The following is a 20,696-nucleotide window of genomic DNA, read 5'->3' on the forward strand; positions in this document are numbered from 1 at the left end:
TTATGGATAAATTTGTCATAGAAGGTGGGTATGAACTAAAGGGAAGTATTCAGGTAAGCGGCTCAAAAAATTCTGCTCTTCCAATACTTGCTGCAACACTTCTTACAAATGAACCGTGTGTTATAGAAAATGTTCCTAATCTGAAAGACACCCGCTCTATGATAAAACTTTTAAAGGGGCTTGGTGCAGATATTCAATGGACAGGAACAACCATAATGGTTCATTCAGGTGAAGATATAGGAACAGAGGCTCCTTATGAGATTGTCCGAGAGATGAGAGCATCGTTCTGTGTTCTTGGACCTATTCTTGCAAGAAAAAAAACAGCCAGAGTATCTTTTCCTGGTGGGTGTATTATAGGAGCAAGACCTGTTGACCTGCATCTTAAGGGAATGTCTTTACTTGGTGCAGATATAAAAATAGAAGACGGTTATGTTGTTGCAAATACAAAAGGATTAAGGGGTTCACGGATATATCTTGCAGGAGCCTACGGCTCGTCTGTTCTTGCAACAGCAAATGTTATGATGGCGGCAAGTCTTGCAAAAGGCACCACACTTATAGAAAACGCGGCTTCTGAACCGGAGGTTGCCGACCTTGCAAGGTTTCTTATAAAAATGGGTGCAAAGATAAAAGGCACAGGCAACTCTATTTTAGAAATAACAGGTGTCCAACACTTAAAAGGTATCAGGCACAGGATAATACCGGACAGGATTGAGGCAGGGACATTTGCAATTGCAGGCGCAATGATTGGTGAGGATGTAAAAATAAAAAATTGTATAAATGAGCATATGGGCGCGGTAATTAATTTTTTAAAAGAGGCAGATATTCCCTTACAAGCAAAAGAGGACTACTTATGGGTAAGGAAACCCAAATCAAGAAAAAGTGTAAGCATTACAACACTTCCTTACCCCGGTTTTCCGACAGATCTTCAGGCACAGGCAATGGCTTTAATGTCTATTACACCCGGGATATCTGTTATATGTGAAAAAATTTTTCCGAATAGGTTTACACATGTTGCAGAACTGGGCAGGATGGGGGCAAATATAGGAATAGAGGGGCAGTCTGCTATTGTTCAGGGCGTTAAATATTTAAGCGGTGCGCCGCTTACGGTATCTGATTTAAGGGCGGGCGCAGCACTTGTCCTTGCAGGACTTGTTGCGAAAGGAAAAACAGAGGTTTTGCGTGCGTATCATCTTGATAGAGGATATGAACAGATGGAACAAAAACTCTCTAAACTCGGTGCTTGTATAAAAAGAGAAAAGGAGTGATCATATGGTAGTAATAAGACTAAAAAGATTTGGAACACATAAAAGGCCGTTTTATCGTGTTATTGCTTGTGATAAACGGGTTCCAAGAGAAGGCAGGGCCCTTGAAGAACTTGGGTATTATGACCCAATTCCAAATCCTGCTGTTATAAAATTAAAACGGGATAGAATAGAATACTGGATAAGCAAAGGTGCAAAACTTTCTGAAACAGTGGAAAGTTTGTTAAAATCAAAAAATAAAACACCCATCAGTAGTTAGATATAAGATTTCGATATGAAAATAGATATACTTACACTATTTCCGGAAATGTTTGATTGTATTGTTAAGACATCTATGTGGAAGATTGCCATAAAAAGAAGTGCCGTAGATATACAGGTGCATAACATAAGGGATTGGACATATAATAAGCATAAAAAAGCAGACGACAGACCATATGGTGGAGGGGCTGGTATGGTTTTAAGTCCTGAACCCATATTTGAGGCAGTAGAGCAATTGCGTTCTAAAAGTCCATATCCAAAAGATGTTCATATAATTCTTACCATCCCCAGAGGGGTTCTTTTTACACAGGCACAGGCACAACATATTTCAACATATAAACATATAATTGTTTTGTGTGGACATTATGAAGGTATAGACGAAAGAGTTTCAGAGGTGCTTGTTACAGATGAAATTTCAATAGGAGATTATATTCTTACATCAGGCGAAATTGCAGGAATGGTTATAATAGATGCAGTATTAAGGCTTGTTCCCGGTGTTTTAGGTGACCCAAATTCAAAGTACGAAGAATCATTCCTAACAGGGACATTAGAATATCCTCATTACACAAGACCTTCACAGTACAGGGGATTGAATGTGCCAGATGTTCTTCTTTCAGGTAACCATAAGGCCATAAAAAAATGGAGAAAAGAGCAGGCAGAAAAAATAACAAGAGAAAAAAGACCAGATTTGTTAAAAAAAGATAGGCCTTAAGCTCCTTGCACTTACAGGAGTTAAGGTAAGTAGGAGGCAGAATGGCAGCACTTAATAGCTTAAAAAAAATTGGTTTAATAGAAAGCGGTTTTTTAAAAAAGGATATTCCATCTTTTAGTGTAGGAGATACTGTTCGTATATACACAAAGATAACAGAAGAAGAGAAGACAAGGACACAGATGTTTGAAGGCACTGTTATAAGAAAGTCAGGGAAGTCTATATCCTCAACGGTTATATTAAGAAAAGTAATAGGTTCTGATGCAGTGGAAAAGATGTTCCCCTTACATTCTCCGAATGTTGATAAAATAATAAAGGTAAAAAGTGGCAAAGTAAGACGGGCCCGTCTTTATTACCTGAGGCACAGACTTGGAAAGGGACTAAAAATTGAAAGCTACCAGCCCACCCATGGCGTTGAAAACCTTACCCATTCCACTGGGCGGGAAGTCTTGGCCGAAAAAGGCAGAAAGAAGCAGGAATCAAAAACGGCTCCAGAGACTGCTCCAGCTGGACAGGGAACTTCGCAGTAAGGGTTATAAAACAATCGCAGGTGTAGACGAAGCAGGCAGAGGTCCTTTAGCAGGGCCTGTTGTATCTGCTGCTGTGTGTCTTCTACAAACAGATTTCACATCTGTTATTGCAGACTCAAAGCTCCTTTCAAACAAGCAGAGGCAGGAAGCATATATTGAAATACTAAGAAAAGCATATATTGGTATAGGAATAGCCGCAGAAGGCAGGATTGATGCCGATAATATTCACAGGGCTACGCTTTATTCAATGAAAAAGGCTGTGAACAATTTAATTGTCAAGCCTGATTGTATTATTGTAGACGGTCCTTATACTCCAAAGTTTGATTTTGAAATTCCAGCCTTTCCGATAGTGTCTGGTGATAACAGGTCCTGCAGTATTGCCTGCGCCTCAATTATTGCAAAGGTTACAAGAGACTGGATTATGGACCACTATGATAAGGTTTTCCCTTCCTACGGATTTTCAAAAAACAAAGGCTATGGAACCCCCTTCCATCTTTCTTCAATAAAAAATTTAGGGCTCTCCTCTATTCATAGAAAAACATTTATAATCAAGTCGCTTGCCGCTTCTTATGTTGTTCCTGTAAAACTTGTCCCCTGACTTTTATGTGGGGCAGGTTTAGAATAAATTTAAAATTAGTGAGGAAAATCTCAATGTATATCTCAGAGTTAAAATTATGGATAACTTAGGAAAAACAGGTGAAAAACATGCGGTCAACTTCTTAAAACAAAACGGATACAGGATACAACAATGCAACTGGAAGTGTCCGTTGGGCGAGATTGATATAATTGCATCTGACAGGGATATATTGTGTATCATAGAGGTTAAGACAAGACAAGACCAAGAGTTTGGAGGGCCCTGGGATGCAATAAATGATAGGAAAAAACACAAAATATCAAAACTTGCCCAGTGGTATTGTAGCCAAAAAGGTATAAAAAACAGATCTCTCAGATTTGATGTGGTTCTGTTATGGGCAGATTCCGATGGTAAGATAACAAATACTGAACTTTTAAGAGATGCAATCAGGTTGTAGTGTGGTGTTTTGCTTGTTCCACTTGTCCTGTTATTGTGAATGAAATGAAACAAACCCTGTTTTCATAATACTTAAAACTGCCACCCTGATCTTAAGAGCATTCGGGACAAGTGAGTTTCTGTACTACAGGAATAAAATAATTAGAAAAGAAAAATATATGAAAAAACTCGTTGTCTATTATTCCTTTGAAGGCAATACAAAACTAATTGCTGAACATATTGCAAAGATGATAAATGCGGATATTCTTGAACTGAAACCAAAAATAGAAATTAAAACGAAAGGATTTATGAAATATTTCTGGGGAGGAAAACAAGCTGTGTTGAAAACCAAACCAGAATTATTGCCTTTTGATAAAAGTGTTCAGGATTATGATGTATTATTTATAGGTACTCCTGTATGGGCCTGGACATATACACCTCCGCTTAACACATTGTTTACTTCTTGTCATATATCAGATAAAAAAATAGCTCTGTTCTGTTGCCATGGTGGAAGTAGAGGAAAAATTTTTGATAAAATGAAAAAGGCATTGGGAAACAATCAAATTTTAGGAGAAATTGATTTTCAAGACCCATTAAAAAACAATACTGATGCAAATATCCAAAGAGCAAAAAAATGGGCAGAAAATATAATAAAAAACTTATAACGATTAACACAGTATGATGGTGACAAAACTTCACCTAACACGGCATAAAGGGTTCGTGTTTAACGGTCTTTGTCTAAATTTTTGCTTCGCAAAAACTTCTTTTATGCTGGGAATGTTAGGCGAAATTTTGCGGTCATTTCTATAAGGTATTGTTTATAATACGATTACGATATGGACAAAAAAGAACTCGGGTCTAAAACTGCTAAAGGCGGTTTTGCCAATGAAAAAAGTATATGTAAGAAGTTTAATTCTTGGCAAAACGATAACGAAGCTCAGGAATGGCTTAAAATCATGGGCTACCATATTGATAAGCTGTCTTCAGTTAAAGCAATTCAAATTCCAACCAGAATAAAGAAAACCGATTTAGATAAATTTGAAATAGACGAGGAAGAATATGAAGCGTTAATGAAATTCAAAAAGGCTGATGCTCAAATAAGAATAATCATAAAAATCGGTAATCTCCTGAAAATTGAAAATCTATCTCTAAAAAAGGCTAATTCCGATGCAGATTATAACCAAATTGATAAAAGAACCGTCGAGGCATACCAAGAGATGTGGGGCTTTGATAATGAGATCGCTTTATGGCTAAAACTTTTCACGGGTGAATTAAATCCAAAATCATATTCAAAACTGGTAGGTAAAACCTCATTGAGAGACAAAAGGAGATTATTTATTAATGAAATGCCTGAAAGGATACAGGATAAAATTATCACCTTCTTCAAAAAGAATCGCATTATTGTAGTAAGCGACATATTAAAAGGGAGAGGCGGTCTATCTGCTAATTGGATGCTGGTAACCCGTTATAATAGAAGTGAGGATACAACTATATGGGCACTAAAAGATATCAACACCGCAATGAATTTATTCGGCGGCGGTGATATTAAAATTTCACCCAAAGGTAGCCTTTACATTGGTAGAATCACAGCACAAAGAAAGGGTGGAACTCCTGACCCTACGAAGTTACAGTTCAAGATAAAACCTTGTGAATTATTTGAATTAGGGTAAATATGGAAGTCAATAAGGTTTATTTAGGTGATTGCATCAAAACAATGAGGGATTTCCCTCAAAATTCTGTAGATTTAGTATTTGCAGACCCACCATTTAATATTGGGATTAAGTACGATAAATACAATGATAACCTTTCTTATGTTGAATATTATAAATGGTCTGAAGACTGGATTAAAGAAACCTCCAGAGTTCTAAAGAAAGATGGCTCAATTTATATCGCAATAGGGGATGAATTTGCAGCAGAAATAAACATTATTCTAAAACGCACAGGATTTTATTTCAGGAATTGGATTATCTGGTATTACACCTTTGGACAAAACCAAAGAAAAAAGTTTAATAGAGCACACGCCCATATTCTTTATTTCACAAAAGATAAAGAAAAGTTCAAATTTAATGGAGATACCATCAGAATACCATCTGCACGCCAATTAGTTTACAATGACAGAAGGGCAAATCCACAAGGAAAAATTCCTGATGATGTCTGGGAATTCTCAAGGGTTTGTGGCACATTTAAAGAACGGCTGGGAGAACATCCTTGCCAAATGCCAGAAGCCTTATTAGAGAGAATAATTAAAGCAAGTTCAAGTTCTAATGATATTGTCTTAGACCCATTTGGTGGAACAGGCACAACCGCAGCAGTAGCAAAAAGATTGAAAAGACAATATATAACAATAGAAGCCTCTGAAAACTATTATGATGTAATAGTCAAAAGACTAAATGGACAAATTGAAGAAATAAAAAGAAATGTGAAACCAGACTTACAAAGACAAAGCACATTATTTAATTTTGATTATGACCGCAAAACTTCCGCTAACACAGCACAAACGACAAAGAAATAAATTGCTCCGCAACTTCGTTTGTGCTGGAAACGTTAAGCGAAACGGCGGTTTCAAAATGAATTGTGAATAGTGCTGGGATTCTGTCCGAACATATCTGCTACTTGGTAACAGTTAAACCCTTGGCTAACCAGAAGAATTCCATGCAGCCGGTGGTCATATCGGGACTTATCCGAACGGTGTATCTCTTGCTGAACTGCAATTTTCATAACTGGTGCATCGGCAATTTCCAGTCTTTTCATACGCCTCCTTCTTTAAGGAGGCATTTTATCACAGTTCGGTTTATAACGCAAAATTTATGATGCTATGTATAGTATGCCTTTGCTTGGTCAAAAAGAAGTTTTGAATCTGAAATTAAGTTGTATCCCTTTGCCTCAATTAAAAATCTTTGCCTTAAACTCAGGAATGGCTGGAGTTGGTTCAGTAACAGAGATTATCAAAAAACTTTTGGAAAATGAAGTAGACGAAAAGACAGTTAATGAATTTATCAAACAAAGATATGAAGAGAAAATCCGAGAACGAAAAGCGGTTATTTCTGATGAAGATTTGAAAAAAGAATTGTTAAAATGAAACAAAAAAAGAGATTAAGGAAAAGAAGAAGATAAAGATAGAAAAGACAGAAGAATATGCGACCTTAATTATCCACTCCTTAGAGACTGATAATTTAAGAAAGTGCAATATAAACCTTAAAAATAATGGATTAATCACCAATCTACTTGATGGTTGTTGTGTGGAGGTTCCTGGCCTGGTAAGTAGGGAAGGGATAAGGCCTATCTATATTGGAGATCTACATTTGGGTCCGGCATCCTACTGTAGCAGAATAGTCTTTGCCCAGGCTTTAACCGTAGAAGCTCACTTTTCAAAAAATAAGGACCTGGTCTATCAGGCGCTTTTAGCCGACCCTTTAACCAGTAGCACCTTAAAGATCAATAAGATAGTAGATATGGCAGATGAGTTTTTTAAAAAAGAAGAGAAATATTTTTCACAATTTAAAAAAGAAGATGATATAATAACAGTCAAATAATGTTGGTGAAAACACTGGATCAGGGATAAGATAACCATGGTCTGGGGAGTAGCTCGGTTATATTATAGGTTGTATTTTTTTCTGGGGCTTAATTGACCCTGTGAAGAAGATCAATCAAGCCTATAACCGAATAGTCACCATAGGATTTGGCCCAGAATAGGAGGATGGTGTTTACCGACAAATAGCACTGCTTCAGAAAACTACAACCAAAGAAAAGAGTGTAGCGATGAAGAAATAAATAGGAGTAGATGGACACAAGACAAGGGTGTAGAAGCATTCAAGAAGACACTGAATAAGAGCAATGAGGCAGCGGTAGAATCAACAGGCAACACTTATGTATTTGCCAGAAAGATAAAGGGCAAAGTTAAGGCAGTCAGGATAATCAATCCTACGCAATTTAAGATTATCTCTGCTTTAAGTGAAGAAAACAGATGAGCACGATACGGTAACAATAAGCAAGGTATTTTAAGCAAAGGGTTAATCCTAAGAGATAAGGATGCTCAACAAAAGAAGAATTGCAGATAGCCAGTCTCATATGCACACGGGATAAATTTGTAAAGCTAAGAAATTGTTTAAAAAATAAAATCTACAATATCTTTAATGCTAATGATATAATTATCAAGCGTGAAGTTTTTGGTTCCAAGAAAAAATTAGATAAAGTTTTGGCCCTTGATATTAAATTAAGCTATCAATTTGAGCAGAAGATAATTGTTAAGTAGATACACAGCCTTAACAATTCAATTGACAAGATAAACGAAGAACTTAACAAAGAAGTGTAAGAAATTACAGCATTAGTGCAATCAATGTTCATTGCGATAAGGTATAATCTGTATTTAAAAAAATTTTATTTCAGACCTAAAGCCAAAAAAGGGCAGTGGCAAGGCAATTTATAGATACCACTAGAAAGTTTTTAACTATAATTTACCGTATCTTAAAGAATAAATGAGTGTTTGAAGATTTTAATAAATTCAAACTAGCGATAAATATTTAATAATACGGTTTTTAAAGTAGAAAATTATTGACTGTTAACATAGGATGAAAATGAAAGTTAGAAGATTTAAGCCGGAGGATAGTAAGTCCGCCTCCAAGATTATGATTGAGGCCTTTAGATCTTTCATTGGGGAAAGGCTCAGCCAGTTAGATTTGAAGTCTTTTTCTTCACAAGTTCTCAGAAAGACCAGCAATACCAAAAGAGATAATTCAGAAACAGTCTCTTATGTTGTCGAAGAGGATGGAAGAATATTAGGGTATATACAGGGTTCTGCAACTACCCGCGGTTTGGGTTCTTTGAATGTTGTGGGGGTTGATCCCAAATTTTTCCACAAGGGCATAGGAACAGCCCTGATGAGGAAAATGGAAGAGTTCTGGAAAAGGAAGAAACAGCGAAAGGTTTCTACTTGTGTTTCCGCTCATAATACCAGAGCTCTTGTCTATTATTTGAAGAATCGGTTTATTCCGGTGGGTTATCAAAAAGAACATTTTATGGTGGGGGTGGATGAAATAGTTTTGGATCGATTCTTATAAAAAGTTGTAATATTTTGTTGCCAGGGCCGGCTCACTTATGACCAATTAGTCAAATATGTTTCCGAAAAGTTAAATTTTCCCGTGGTGGAATTTGAGTACGATGGCTTCTACAACTTTGAGCATAACATCGCCAAGGCAAGGTTTATTTTAGGGTATAATTCCCGAGGCGATATCTTCAAAATAGTAGATTCTGCAATCGCTTTCTGTAAAGCAGGCAGGAAGCCGGATCAAAACCAAATATATCGGCTAAAAAGTATATTCGCATACAAAAGAGGAGGGATATATGCGTAAGGATGTTATTTTTATTTGTTCGTTAGTTCTTTGTTTGTTCATTGTTTCGGGTTGTAAAAGACCACTAAAGGCAACAAGACAGGAGATTGCACAAGAGGAGTTGGTAATTGGCTATGCGGTTGGATACAATCCCCGTATTGCAGAAGTACAGCTTCTGTTAAAGCAGGCTGGTTTTGATCCGGGTGTAATTGATGGAACCATGAATTCCTCTACAAGAAAGGCCGTTTTTCACTTTCAGGAATCAAAAGAACTTCGTGCAACAGGAGTTGTAGATGATAAAACATGGGTACGTCTTCAGTCTTTTGCAATAGTTCCAGTAGAAGAATTTGTGCAGACACAAGAGCGTGCTCAAGTAGTACAACCACCCGTAATACCTGTCCAACCCGAGGTAAAAATTCCAGAGAGACCCACAGTTAGAGACATACAAAGAGCATTAAAAAACGCAGGATATGATCCGGGGCCGATAGATGGTATAATAGGAAGAAGGACAAAGAGAGCAATTATTGATTTTCAAAAAGCAAACAGACTTTCGCCAGATGGTATAGTTGGGAGGAAGACATGGGGAAAATTAGGTCCTCATCTTAGATAAAGAGACTTTCTTGGATAATATCTATTTTAAATTATTTGCTAAAAAGTGCATCCTTGTTGTAATCTTGGTTGCACTTTTTGTTTCTTGCTCTGTTTTTTTGAAAGAAATTAACAAAACAAGGCAGAGGTATGACCTTTCAAGCAACTTGCTTGCGAAAAACATGCCCCCAACCCTTGCCCTTGCATCATCTGTTTTAGGAGGGTTCAGGAGTATACTGGTGAACGCGCTATGGATAAGGGCGCAGAACCTTCAACAAGAGGGTAAATTTTTTGAACTTGTCCAGCTTTACGATTGGATTGCCAGTCTTCAACCCCGCCTTCTCCATGTGTGGGCGTTTAGCGCATGGAATATGGCATATAATATCTCTGCTCAACTTTCCACTCCGCAGGACAGATGGTTATGGGTTCAGAATGGTATTGGTGTGATAAGAGATAAAGGATTGCTGCATAATCCCCAAAGCTACTTTCTTTTAAGAGAGCTTGCATGGATTTTTAATCACAAGATAGGAGGGTATTCAGATGATTTTAATTGGTATTATAAACAAAGACTTGCAGAATCTATACAAAGGGCCTTAGGGGGCGGAGATATAAAAACAATCATCGGTATTCCTGAAAGTGAAACAAATATTGACAAGGATATACTTGAATTTTCTGAAAAAATGAGGATGAAAGATTGGAGAGGTTGGGACGACTTTTCACCCATTGAATCACTTGAAAGGATTGAAAACTCACAACAAGAGGAAGCATTTTTAAGATTTCTTGGGGCAAGATATATAACAAAATCTCTTAAGATGGATATAGATTATATGTATTTGCTCCAAAAAAAATATCCCGGTCTTGACTGGAGAGAATCTAATGCACATAGCCTTTACTGGGCATCAAGAGCAGAACCTCTTACCCATGAAGATGATTTTGAGTTTCTTTCCACACAGAGGTTGATATATTCTTCTCTTCTCGGTATTTTCAGACAGGGCAATATTACATTTAGTGAAAAAGACGGTGAAAGATACTTCATATCCGGTCCACAGTTAAAAATTGCAAATAGTATAAACCGGTATTTTGAAGAACTTATAAACAGGGCATGGCAGGATGAAAATATTATATCAGGCGTAAGATCTGCTCATAATACATTTTTAAGAGAGGCTATTATATCGTTTTATCTGTCAAAGAAGATAAAAGATGCAGTCCATTTTTACTCTGTTATAAAAAAATATTATCCCGGTGAAGATACAGGTCTTCCTCTTGAACATTTTGTTTTAAGACAGATTCTTGACATAAGGGATGCAGGCAGAAGCAGAACACTGATGGTTATATATGGACTGATAAATGAAAGTTTTCTTTCACTTGCCACAGGAGATAGAGAAAGGTTTGAGGGTTCATATCAGGTTGCATCTTTTATATGGAAAAAATATCAGGAACAATTTGGTCAGGATGAAAGGACAAGCCTTCCTGCATTAGAGGATATTAAAAAAAGAGTTATTGAAGAATTATCCGGAGTGTTTCCAGAAATATTCAAAAACTTGAAAAACCAGAACCAAAAGGCACTGGAACGATAAAGAGCCTGTGAACTCTAATTCCCCTTACCAAGCACCAGAGCACCAGCCACCTCGTCACCTGTTCTATGGGAGTTGTACTCACAGGCTTTATAATACTGTCTGTGTGGAGAGAGTGTCTTTTTAAAATATATGGATGGAATACTTCTTGTTGATAAGCCTCAGGGCTGGACATCTCATGATGTTGTTGCATATATAAGAAAGAAATTTAAGATAAAAAAGGTTGGACACTGTGGAACACTTGATCCTCTTGCAACGGGGCTTCTTATTGTTCTGTTGGGCAAGTCTACAAAAACTTCAAAAGAATTTTTGCCATATGAAAAAACATACTCAACGGTTATGAAGATTGGTGCCACAACCAACACAGGCGATAGACAGGGGAATATAACACAGGTATTTGAAGATAAGAAATTAGAGAAGAAACAGATTGTCCAGGCACTTCAGACATTTCTGGGCGAGAGTTTTCAAGTGCCACCTATGGTAAGTGCAATCAAAATAAGGGGTAGAAAACTATATGAGATGGCAAGAAAAGGAATAAAGGTGCAAAGAAAACCTAAACTTATAAAAATATCAAAAATAGAATTTATAGAATACAATCACCCTTATATAAGTTTTAATGTTAGATGTTCAGGCGGAACATATATAAGAAGCCTTATAGAGGATATCGCAAAAAAGATTAATACAGGTGCACACATGACATATTTAAGAAGAATCCGTATAGGTGAATTTGATGTCCAGGATGCTCTGCCACCTACACACATATGAGGCTTGTTCAGTGGTTGAAAAATAAAAAGTTATGGAACAAAATCTTATAAGAAATTTTTGTATTATTGCCCATATTGACCATGGGAAATCCACACTTGCAGACAGGTTGTTGCAAGCAACAGGTGCGGTTGGTGAAAGGGAGTTTAAGAACCAAATTCTTGATGATATGGAACTTGAAAGGGAAAGGGGTATAACCATAAAAGCATCGGCTGTTCGTATAAATTATAGAGCAGATGATGGAAATGTTTATACACTGAACCTTATTGATACGCCCGGACATGTTGATTTTTCTTACGAAGTATCAAAGGCACTTGCATCCTGTGAAGGGGCAATACTTGTTGTGGACGCATCTCAGGGGATTGAGGCTCAAACTGTTGCCAATTTTAATCTTGCCCGCGGTCAGGGGCTTAAGATAATACCTGTTATAAATAAGATTGACCTTCCGAATGTGGATACTGAAAATGTCCGACAAGAACTGTTTAATGTCCTTCACATAGAAGATGAACCAATCTATGCAAGTGCTAAAACTGGTGCAGGTATAAAAGAAATATTGGAAAGAATTATAAAGGATATACCACCTTCTTCCGGGAATCCAGATGAATTATTGCAGGCACTTATATTTGATTCAAAATATGATGTTCACAGGGGTGTTATTATATATGTAAGGGTATTTAACGGAAGACTTAAATCAAGACAGAAGATAAGACTTGTAGCAACAGGAAATAGTTATGAGACCATTGAGGTAGGAGTATTTGTTCCAAAGCCGCAAAAGGTGGAAACCTTAAGCACAGGTGAGGTGGGATACATCATTGCCAATATAAAGGATGCAACGCTTGTAAGAACAGGCGATACCGTAACAGATGACAAAAACCCCTGTATTACGCCTTTACCAGGTTACGAGCCGTTAAAACCATTAGTATTCTGCGGCATATATCCGGTGAATAATAAGGATTTTGAGATGTTAAAAGAGGCAATGTTCAAACTCCATCTTACGGATGCATCCTTCACATTTGAGCCTGAAAAATCCTCTTCAATAGGTGTTGGTTTCAGGTGTGGATTTATGGGGCTTTTACATATGGATATAATACAGGAAAGACTTGAAAGAGAGTTTGGCTTAAATATTGTTGCAACAACCCCCAGTGTGGCATACAGGGTATTAACAACAGATGGGAATATTATTGAGGTAGATAGTCCTTCTAAATTTCCTTCTGCACAAAAAATTAAAAAAATACAAGAGCCCATGATATTGGCGCTTTTGATAGTTCCTTCAGAAAGCATAGGACCTTTAATGCAGGAGGCTATAGAAAGAAGAGGGGTTTTACATTTAAGTGAATACATAAAGTCAGACACTGTTATGTTAAGGTTTGAATTTCCTCTTTCAGAGGTTATAGTGGATTTTTATAACAGACTAAAATCTATTACCCGTGGATATGGTTCTATGGATTATGAACGGACAGGCTACAGGGATGCCAATCTTGTAAAACTTGACATTCTTGTGCAGGGGGAGATTTTAGAGCCGCTTTCTACAATAATTGTCTGTGAGAGGGCTTATCAGAGAGGGAAAAAATTAATTGAGAAATTAAAAGAACAGATACCAAGGCATCTTTTTGAGATTCCGTTACAGGCAGCAATAGGCGGGAAAATTATTGCAAGAGAAACTATCAGGCCACTGGGGAAGAATGTAACTGCAAAGTGCTATGGAGGGGATATTACAAGGAAAAGGAAATTGTGGGAAAAACAAAAAGAGGGCAAAAAGAGGATGAAACAGTTTGGAAGAATTCAAATCCCGCAAGGTGCATTTTTTGCAGTAATGAAATAAAAAAACATGGAACAAACAAATCTTACACCCAAAGAGACTGATTATGCGGTATTGATGGTCGAAAGACAGGCAGGACTTATGGGTGTTTGGGCCGCATTTTTTATCCCTACCTCTGTGTTCATTATAGGTTTTTTACAAAAAATGGGCGCTTCTGCATGGCATATAGGTATCCTTTCTTCTCTTGGAATTTTCTTCCAGACTGCAACACTTCTCGGTTCATATATTTTTGAAAAATATGGAAAGCCCAGGGACATTATGGTTGGGTTTATATCATCAGCAATGATTGTGAGATTTTTTATAGCCCTTATCCCATTTCTTTTTTTAAGTCTCTCATCAGATGTTAAAATTTCAATAGTTCTTTTTATACTTTTTACTTCTGTTGGTATAAATGTTATTGGTAGCGCACCCTGGATACCGTGGTTGTCATCAATAGTTTCTACTGAAAACTGGGGAAAATTCTGGGCAAAACAGAATATGATAGTTATCTGCGGTGGTGTGCTCACAACACTTATTGCAACTAAAATTCTTGATATATTCTATTCAAATATAACATTTCTTTTGCTTTTTGCAATAGGAACAGTATTCGGGCTTGCCGCTGTAAAAGTTATTGCCAAAATTCCTCAGATTAATATTCAACCTGAAAAAATTGATTTTTTAAAACTTATTACACTGCCCTTCAAATCGCGTCTTTTTAAAAATTTTGCTATATATGCCAGTTTTTTCTCTTTTGCAAGGTCAATAACACTTGGTTTTGGAATTCTCTATATGTTGGATATTCTTAAATTAAGTTATTTTCAGATAGGTATATATTCTACCATTGGAGCGATTGTTTCTGTATTTGCATTTGGGTTCTGGGGACATTGGGTGGATGTATTCGGAAGTAAGCCTGTTTTGTCCATAGCAACTGTTTTACTTGGGATCTCATCTTTTCTTTGGCTTTTCAGCACAGAAAATTTTACATTTATTGTTCCTTTTATATTTCTATTAGATGCAATCTCAGCACCTGCACATACTATTGCATTTTTCAAATTCCAGATAAGTTCTTCTCCGGTAAAAAAAAGATCCGTTTATCTTTCTGCTATGACAATTATAGTCAGTATCTGCGGAGGATTTGCCCCACTTTTGGGGGGCGCTATAGCACAAAGTTTGAAGGACTGGTCTTTTAGTATAAAGTTCTGGACAGTATATAATCTTCATATACTTTTTGCAGTATCTTCAGTTTTAACATTTCTTACAATGTTCGGGTTAAAACTTGTAGAAGAAGCCAACAAATACAGAGCAAAAGATGTTATAAAAACAATATTTACAGAAGAGGGCCGACATGTTGTAAAGGCCCAAATACATTTGGTGATAAGAGGATTTGGAATTATTGGATAGATAAAGGAGATAAAAAATATGGTGTTATTAAGGCACAGCAGGATTATCTGTGGATGGATAAAAGACCTTTTCTGGGCCGGGATATATGCAAGTATTATCATTGTATTTATTGTGCAGGCATTTAAAATCCCTTCAGGTTCAATGCGTGATGCACTTTTAGAAGGAGACAGGATATTGGTAAATAAATTTATATTCGGGGTCAAAATTCCTTGGACAAACATCAAACTACCTGCAATAAGAAAACCAAAACAAGGGGATATTGTGGTTTTTTTATACGATAAAGAAGGCGTTAAAAATAGGAAAGATTATGTGAAAAGACTTATTGCAACAGGCAACCAAAAAGTTGAGATAAAAAAGGGCAGTGTTCTTATAGATGGACAGCCTGCAACACATCAAAAAGTATTAAGCCTCTGGTATAGGAATGCTGCCCCTTATGGCTTGGAGGCTCAGCCTGTTATTGTCCCGGAAGATAGTTATTATGTTTTAGGAGATAACTCATTCAGCAGTAAAGATTCCAGACACTGGGGATTTGTCCCAAATCATAATATTATAGGTCTTGCCTTTTTCAGATATTGGCCCTTACATAGAATAGGATTTTTAAAGTAGAACGAACTGTTATGGGTGGATGACTATTAGATTGTAGTTGCCTATATCCCAAATAACCTAAAAGAAGACAGTCTGAACAACCTGAATAGTAGCCTATATGGAAAGTAAATTTCAAACAGTTATAGGACTTGAGGTGCACCTTCAACTTTTAACACTTAGCAAAATGTTCTGCGGGTGCAGCACACAGTTTGGGAATGCTCCTAACACACAAACCTGTCCTGTTTGTATAGGGCTTCCGGGGAGTCTTCCGGTATTAAATAAGAAGACACTTGAATATGCAATAAAGGTGGGGATTGCCTTAAACTGTAAGATACACAACAGGCTCAAGTTTGACAGAAAGAATTATTTTTATCCCGACCTTTCTAAGAATTATCAAATCTCCCAGTATCAGATGCCTGTTGCCACAGACGGTTTTATTTACATTAAAGACAAAAAGATAGGCATAAAAAGAGTCCATTTAGAGGAAGATACAGGAAAACTTTTTCATGAAGGAATAACAGATGGAAGTCTTATAGATTTTAACAGATCCGGGATACCTCTTCTTGAGATTGTTTCTTTTCCTTCAATAAATTCCGCCTCTGAGGCATATCAATATCTTACAGAATTAAAGATGCTTTTAAAATATCTTGATGTCTCAGACTGTGATATGGAAAAGGGTTCTTTAAGATGCGATGCCAACATATCCATAATGCCAACAGGGGCAACGCAACTTGGGACAAAGGTTGAAATAAAGAATATGAATTCATTTAAAAATGTAGAAAGGGCTATGGAATTTGAAACCAAAAGACAGATAAAGTGTATTCTTGAAGGACAAAAAATAATTCAGGAAACGCGTCTTTATGACCCTGATAAAAATATTACACTTCCGATGAGGACAAAGGAAGAATCCCATGATTATAGATATTTCCCTGACCCTGACCTTGTTCCGTTTACAATATCTATTCAACACATACAAGAGATTAAAAATATTATTCCGGAACTCCCCCATGCAAAAAAGAAAAGATTTGTTCAACAATATAATATAACTGAGTACGACGCAGGTGTTTTAACTTCCGATAATATGTTAGCAGAATATTTTGAAAAGTGTGCCTCTTTTGGTGTAAATTCTAAGTATATTGCAAACTGGATGATGGGGGATTTACTGTCTATTGCAAACCAGAAAGGGAAACATATTACAGACTTAAAATTAGAGCCTGAAAAACTTTCACAGATGATACAGATGATAGAAGACGGCAGAATAACAGGTAAGGTTGCAAAAGATGTCCTTATTCATATGATAGAAAAAGGAAAGTTCGCTATTGAAATTGTCCAGGAACACAACCTGGAACAGGTTCAGGACAGGACCGAGATTGAAAAATGGGTGAAAGAGGCAATACAGGAAAATAAGAAGTCTGTTTCAGACTATTTATCCGGTAAAAACAACGCCTTTATGTTTCTTGTAGGACAGGTTATAAAGAAAAGCAAAGGCAAGGCAAACCCAAATATTGTTCACAAGATATTAACAGATCTTATAAAGACTGGTGAATCGCCTTGTTAGATAGCAACGGGTCGGGGAGTTTCCCGACCCGTCATCCTGAGGACTTTGACCCTAAACGAAGTGAAGAAGAAGGGGACGAAGAATCTCGTGAAACCCTTCAGCCCTTTAGGCTTCAGGATGAACTTTCGGAAGAAAATAGAGTAAAAAAACTCCCCGAGGGTTCAAATAACTCTGTTATCTTTCGTTATCTAACAGAGCGAGAACCTCTATGTGCCAAGTCATCAAGAAGGCTATAAATAGTAGGAATAACAATAAGAGTAAGAAGAGTGGAGGCGAATAGGCCGCCGATGATAGCCACAGCCATAGCAGAGCGCACCTCTACGCCCATAGCCCGGCCCAGGGTAAGGGGAAGCATGGCTAACATAGTGGTGGAGGCGGTCATTAATATGGCACGTAGTCTTGTGCCCCCGGCCTGGATAATAGCCTTATCGCGGCTTAAGCCTTTAGCCCGCAACTGGTTGATATAATCAATGAATACAATGGCATTATTGACCACAATGCCGGTAACCATAATCATTCCAATAAAGGAGACCAGCGAGATGGTCTTACCGGTAACAAGAAGAGCCAGCACTACACCAATCAAAGCCAGAGGAACACTGAATATAATGGCAAAGGGATGGATGAGAGATTCAAATTGGGCTGCCATAACCATATAGACCAAAAGAACAGCAAGGAGCAAAACAAAAAGAAGGCTGTAGAAAGTTTCTACCATGTCCTCATACTCACCGCCATACTCAATAAAGTAACCCGAGGGAATGGTTATTCCGGCTACCGCCCCTCGGACTTCATCCATAATCTCTCCTAAGTTGCGGCCGCTAAATTGGGCATTGACCTCAGCCACCCGCACCCTTTCCTCACGAAATATCGCTGCCGGGCCTCTTTCGGGATGAATCTTGGCCAATTCACCAAGATGAACGAGCGTCCCTCTGGGAGAAGGAACGGTAATCAGGCCAATATCGGTTAAGGTCTCTCTATCTTCTTCGCGCAGACGCAGGCGGATGTCTATCTCTTTCCCCGCCTCTCGGAAGCGGGTATCTACCCTACCCCTCATTGCCGTCTGCACGGCCTGAGCCACCTCAGCCACTCCTAATCCCTTTCGGGAAGCCCGTTCACGGTCAATTTTAATGGCAAGCTCAGGCTTTCCCGGTTTCAGGGTGGTATCTATACTATGAATTCCCTCAATACCTTTAATTCTCTCCATCACGGTCCGGGAGAGTTCTTCTAATACAACTAAATCCTTACCAAAGAGTTTTATATTTATGGGGGCCGCCCCGGCTCCACCCATTATTGCCGCCGGACCAAACTCGATAAAGGAGGTGCTTAAGCCCTCTATATCCTGGGGGAGGCGAGAGCGAATCTCAGTCAGAATCTCCTCTGTTGAACGCTTTCTCTCTTCTTTTTTTAATAGTTCTCCCATAAGCTGGGCCTCATTCACCCCTGTAATCCCAAAACCAAAAGCTAAGTCTAACTCGCCCCCGGGATGAAGACCAACAAAGACACCTGAGGCTTCTATCTCAGGAATATCAGCAATGATTGCCTCTACTGTCTGAACTACTCTGTTTGTCTCAGGCAAAGAGGTATCTACCGGCATCCGCAGAGTCCCTATGTAAATTCCACTGTCCATCCGGGGTATGAATTCAGTGCCGACAAGCAGGAGAAGTCCTAAACTGAGGACGAAGATAGCCGCCGCAGTAAGGATTACCTTTGCCCGATGCTTAAGTGCCAGGGCGAGAACCCTCATATATCTTTCTTTAAAACCAGCAAACCATCCGCCGGTTTCTTTTTCCTTTACAACTTTTTTTTCATTGTTTTTTAAGAGTTTGGAGGCTACCATAGGCACCAGAGTTAGGGCAACAAATAAAGAAACAATCAGGGCTGAGCCTACGGTTACTCCCAACGCTTGTGCCATTTTTCCTGCTATTCCCGTAGCATATGCCATAGGAAGAAAGACAACTACGGTAGTTAGTGTAGAGGCAGAAATAGCCATTGCTACTTCACTTGTCCCTATCTGTGCCGCTTCTTTTGGTTCCTTGCCCTCTTTAAGGTGCCGAAAGATATTTTCAATAACCACAATGGCATTATCAAGCAGCATCCCAACGGCTAATGCCAGGCCTCCTAAGGTCATCATATTTAGTGTATAACCGAGGGAGTAGATGGGGATAAAAGTAGCCAGTCCCGCCAAGGGGATAGCAAGAGCAATAGTAATTGTAGGACGAAGTTTTCGCAAGAAGAGAAAAAGGACAAATATTGCGGCCAGGCCTCCCCAGAGACCACTGCTTACCACCCCGGATATGGAAGCCCGGATAAACTTTGCCTGGTTAAAGAGTTCATGTAGTCTGATATCTGCAGGCAGGTCTTTTTTTAGCCGGATGAGCTCTTCTTCTACCCGCTGGGCAATGCGAACTGTATTGGCCCCGGATTCTCTATTTATGGCAATCAAGAGACCATCCCGCCTGTCTACCCGCGAGTGCCCACGCAACTCCTTATGGGTATCGGAAATAACGGCAATGTCCTCAAGATAGATGGGTTTTCCTTCCCTTAAGGAAACTACCGTCCTTCTTATCTCATACAGACCCTCAAATTCACCTACGGTGCGCACTAAAAATTCCCGGGGCCCTTCAATTAAGTGTCCTGCGGGAAGATTGAGATTCTCTCTTTCTAACGCTTGTGCTATCTCAAAGAGAGACAGGTTATGCGCTTCCAATCTACTTCCATCAACCTCTACTAAAAACTCCCGCTCCAGACCTCCGAAGAGCATTACCGAGGCTACCCCCTCTATCCGCTCCAAACGAGGCTTTATAACATCATCTATTAAGTCCCTTAAGTCAAAGAGGTCGCGCTCCCCGGTAATTCCAAACATCATAATCGGCCACATCGCTAAATCAAACTTAATCACCAGAGGTCTTTTCATATCTTCGGGCAGAAAGACTTCAATAAGACTTATCGCCTCTCTCATATCCTGGGCGGCAAAGTCCAGGTTGGTCCCCCAGACAAATTCCGCCATTACTACGGAAATCCCTTCATAAGAGACGCTACGTATCTTCTTAACCCCGCTTACTGTGGCTACCACCTCTTCAATAGGCTTGGTAACCAACTCCTCCATATCCTCCGGGACCACCCCGGGATAGGTACTTACCACCGAGACCATGGGGTATTCAATATCAGGGAACATATCAATGCCCAAACGACTCAGAGAAATTGCCCCCAAAAGAACAACCACCATAATAAGCATGGTAATGGCTACGGGACGGCGGACGGAAAAATTAGGAAGAAACATTTTTAAACCTCCGGTTTAAACCAAAAATCCAAACGGCGAATCTCAAATGACAAAATCC

Annotated in this window: 22 protein-coding genes; 20 read left to right on the forward strand and 2 right to left on the reverse strand. The window is 38.5% G+C overall.

Annotation, left to right across the window (positions count from 1 at the left end):
- The first annotated feature begins 2 nt into the window (after nt 1–2).
- The 9 genes from B9J78_00350 (at nt 3) to B9J78_00390 (ending at nt 6,280) form a co-directional block, all read left to right on the forward strand.
- On the forward strand, nt 3–1,265 hold the full coding sequence (locus B9J78_00350; GenBank protein ID MBA2123389.1) for a UDP-N-acetylglucosamine 1-carboxyvinyltransferase: 1,263 nt from the start codon (nt 3–5) through the stop codon (nt 1,263–1,265).
- A gap of 4 nt (nt 1,266–1,269) precedes the next feature.
- Entirely contained in the window at nt 1,270–1,521 is a 252-nt protein-coding gene (locus B9J78_00355; GenBank protein MBA2123390.1) for a 30S ribosomal protein S16, read from the forward strand.
- Between the two features lie 15 nt (nt 1,522–1,536).
- Nucleotides 1,537–2,232, forward strand: a complete 696-nt coding sequence (locus tag B9J78_00360) for a tRNA (guanosine(37)-N1)-methyltransferase TrmD (protein ID MBA2123391.1) — start codon at nt 1,537–1,539, stop codon at nt 2,230–2,232.
- 41 nt (nt 2,233–2,273) lie between these two features.
- Nucleotides 2,274–2,759: a 50S ribosomal protein L19 gene (locus B9J78_00365; protein MBA2123392.1), complete on the forward strand. Its 486-nt coding sequence runs from the start codon at nt 2,274–2,276 to the stop codon at nt 2,757–2,759.
- Nucleotides 2,638–3,357: a ribonuclease HII gene (locus B9J78_00370; GenBank protein ID MBA2123393.1), complete on the forward strand. Its 720-nt coding sequence runs from the start codon at nt 2,638–2,640 to the stop codon at nt 3,355–3,357. Before B9J78_00365 ends, B9J78_00370 begins: the two co-directional genes overlap by 122 nt.
- A 76-nt stretch (nt 3,358–3,433) precedes the next feature.
- Nucleotides 3,434–3,790, forward strand: a complete 357-nt coding sequence (locus B9J78_00375) for a YraN family protein (GenBank protein ID MBA2123394.1) — start codon at nt 3,434–3,436, stop codon at nt 3,788–3,790.
- Between the two features lie 157 nt (nt 3,791–3,947).
- Complete coding sequence (locus B9J78_00380; GenBank protein ID MBA2123395.1) at nt 3,948–4,433, forward strand: flavodoxin; 486 nt, start codon at nt 3,948–3,950, stop codon at nt 4,431–4,433.
- Between the two features lie 171 nt (nt 4,434–4,604).
- Entirely contained in the window at nt 4,605–5,438 is an 834-nt protein-coding gene (locus B9J78_00385; protein ID MBA2123396.1) for a hypothetical protein, read from the forward strand.
- Nucleotides 5,439–5,440: 2 nt separating this feature from the next.
- The gene (locus B9J78_00390; protein MBA2123397.1) at nt 5,441–6,280 is read left to right on the forward strand and encodes a hypothetical protein; all 840 of its coding nucleotides are present in this window, start codon (nt 5,441–5,443) and stop codon (nt 6,278–6,280) included.
- 50 nt (nt 6,281–6,330) lie between these two features.
- On the opposite strand, the gene B9J78_00395 is transcribed toward B9J78_00390, so the two are convergent.
- Entirely contained in the window at nt 6,331–6,519 is a 189-nt protein-coding gene (locus B9J78_00395; protein ID MBA2123398.1) for a hypothetical protein, read from the reverse strand.
- A 73-nt stretch (nt 6,520–6,592) separates the two neighbouring features.
- On the opposite strand from B9J78_00395, the gene B9J78_00400 reads away from it, so the two are divergent.
- The 11 genes from B9J78_00400 (at nt 6,593) to B9J78_00450 (ending at nt 17,361) form a co-directional block, all read left to right on the forward strand.
- Nucleotides 6,593–6,847: a hypothetical protein gene (locus B9J78_00400; GenBank protein ID MBA2123399.1), complete on the forward strand. Its 255-nt coding sequence runs from the start codon at nt 6,593–6,595 to the stop codon at nt 6,845–6,847.
- 13 nt (nt 6,848–6,860) lie between these two features.
- Nucleotides 6,861–7,301: a hypothetical protein gene (locus B9J78_00405; protein MBA2123400.1), complete on the forward strand. Its 441-nt coding sequence runs from the start codon at nt 6,861–6,863 to the stop codon at nt 7,299–7,301.
- Between the two features lie 515 nt (nt 7,302–7,816).
- Nucleotides 7,817–8,020, forward strand: a complete 204-nt coding sequence (locus B9J78_00410; protein ID MBA2123401.1) for a hypothetical protein — start codon at nt 7,817–7,819, stop codon at nt 8,018–8,020.
- Nucleotides 8,021–8,336: 316 nt separating this feature from the next.
- Entirely contained in the window at nt 8,337–8,825 is a 489-nt protein-coding gene (locus B9J78_00415; protein ID MBA2123402.1) for a hypothetical protein, read from the forward strand.
- Between the two features lie 283 nt (nt 8,826–9,108).
- Nucleotides 9,109–9,705, forward strand: a complete 597-nt coding sequence (locus tag B9J78_00420) for a hypothetical protein (protein MBA2123403.1) — start codon at nt 9,109–9,111, stop codon at nt 9,703–9,705.
- A gap of 10 nt (nt 9,706–9,715) precedes the next feature.
- The gene (locus tag B9J78_00425) at nt 9,716–11,260 is read left to right on the forward strand and encodes a hypothetical protein (protein ID MBA2123404.1); all 1,545 of its coding nucleotides are present in this window, start codon (nt 9,716–9,718) and stop codon (nt 11,258–11,260) included.
- 129 nt (nt 11,261–11,389) lie between these two features.
- Nucleotides 11,390–12,022, forward strand: coding sequence for a tRNA pseudouridine(55) synthase TruB (locus B9J78_00430; protein MBA2123405.1), 633 nt, complete (start codon nt 11,390–11,392; stop codon nt 12,020–12,022).
- A gap of 31 nt (nt 12,023–12,053) precedes the next feature.
- Nucleotides 12,054–13,841, forward strand: coding sequence for an elongation factor 4 (locus tag B9J78_00435; protein MBA2123406.1), 1,788 nt, complete (start codon nt 12,054–12,056; stop codon nt 13,839–13,841).
- 6 nt (nt 13,842–13,847) lie between these two features.
- Nucleotides 13,848–15,218 (forward strand): hypothetical protein, encoded by a 1,371-nt coding sequence (locus tag B9J78_00440; GenBank protein ID MBA2123407.1) that lies wholly within the window; start codon nt 13,848–13,850, stop codon nt 15,216–15,218.
- 18 nt (nt 15,219–15,236) lie between these two features.
- Nucleotides 15,237–15,824 (forward strand): signal peptidase I, encoded by a 588-nt coding sequence (locus tag B9J78_00445; GenBank protein MBA2123408.1) that lies wholly within the window; start codon nt 15,237–15,239, stop codon nt 15,822–15,824.
- Nucleotides 15,825–15,921: 97 nt separating this feature from the next.
- Nucleotides 15,922–17,361 carry a glutaminyl-tRNA synthase (glutamine-hydrolyzing) subunit B gene (locus B9J78_00450; GenBank protein ID MBA2123409.1) on the forward strand — a complete coding sequence of 480 codons (1,440 nt, stop codon included), beginning with the start codon at nt 15,922–15,924 and terminating at the stop codon, nt 17,359–17,361.
- 184 nt (nt 17,362–17,545) lie between these two features.
- On the opposite strand, the gene B9J78_00455 is transcribed toward B9J78_00450, so the two are convergent.
- Complete coding sequence (locus tag B9J78_00455; protein MBA2123410.1) at nt 17,546–20,638, reverse strand: hypothetical protein; 3,093 nt, start codon at nt 20,636–20,638, stop codon at nt 17,546–17,548.
- Nucleotides 20,639–20,696 lie beyond the last annotated feature (58 nt).

The sequence above is a fragment of the bacterium Unc6 genome, assembly GCA_013626165.1.
In the GTDB taxonomy this organism is placed as follows: domain Bacteria; phylum Omnitrophota; class Gorgyraeia; order Velesiimonadales; family Velesiimonadaceae; genus Velesiimonas; species Velesiimonas alkalicola.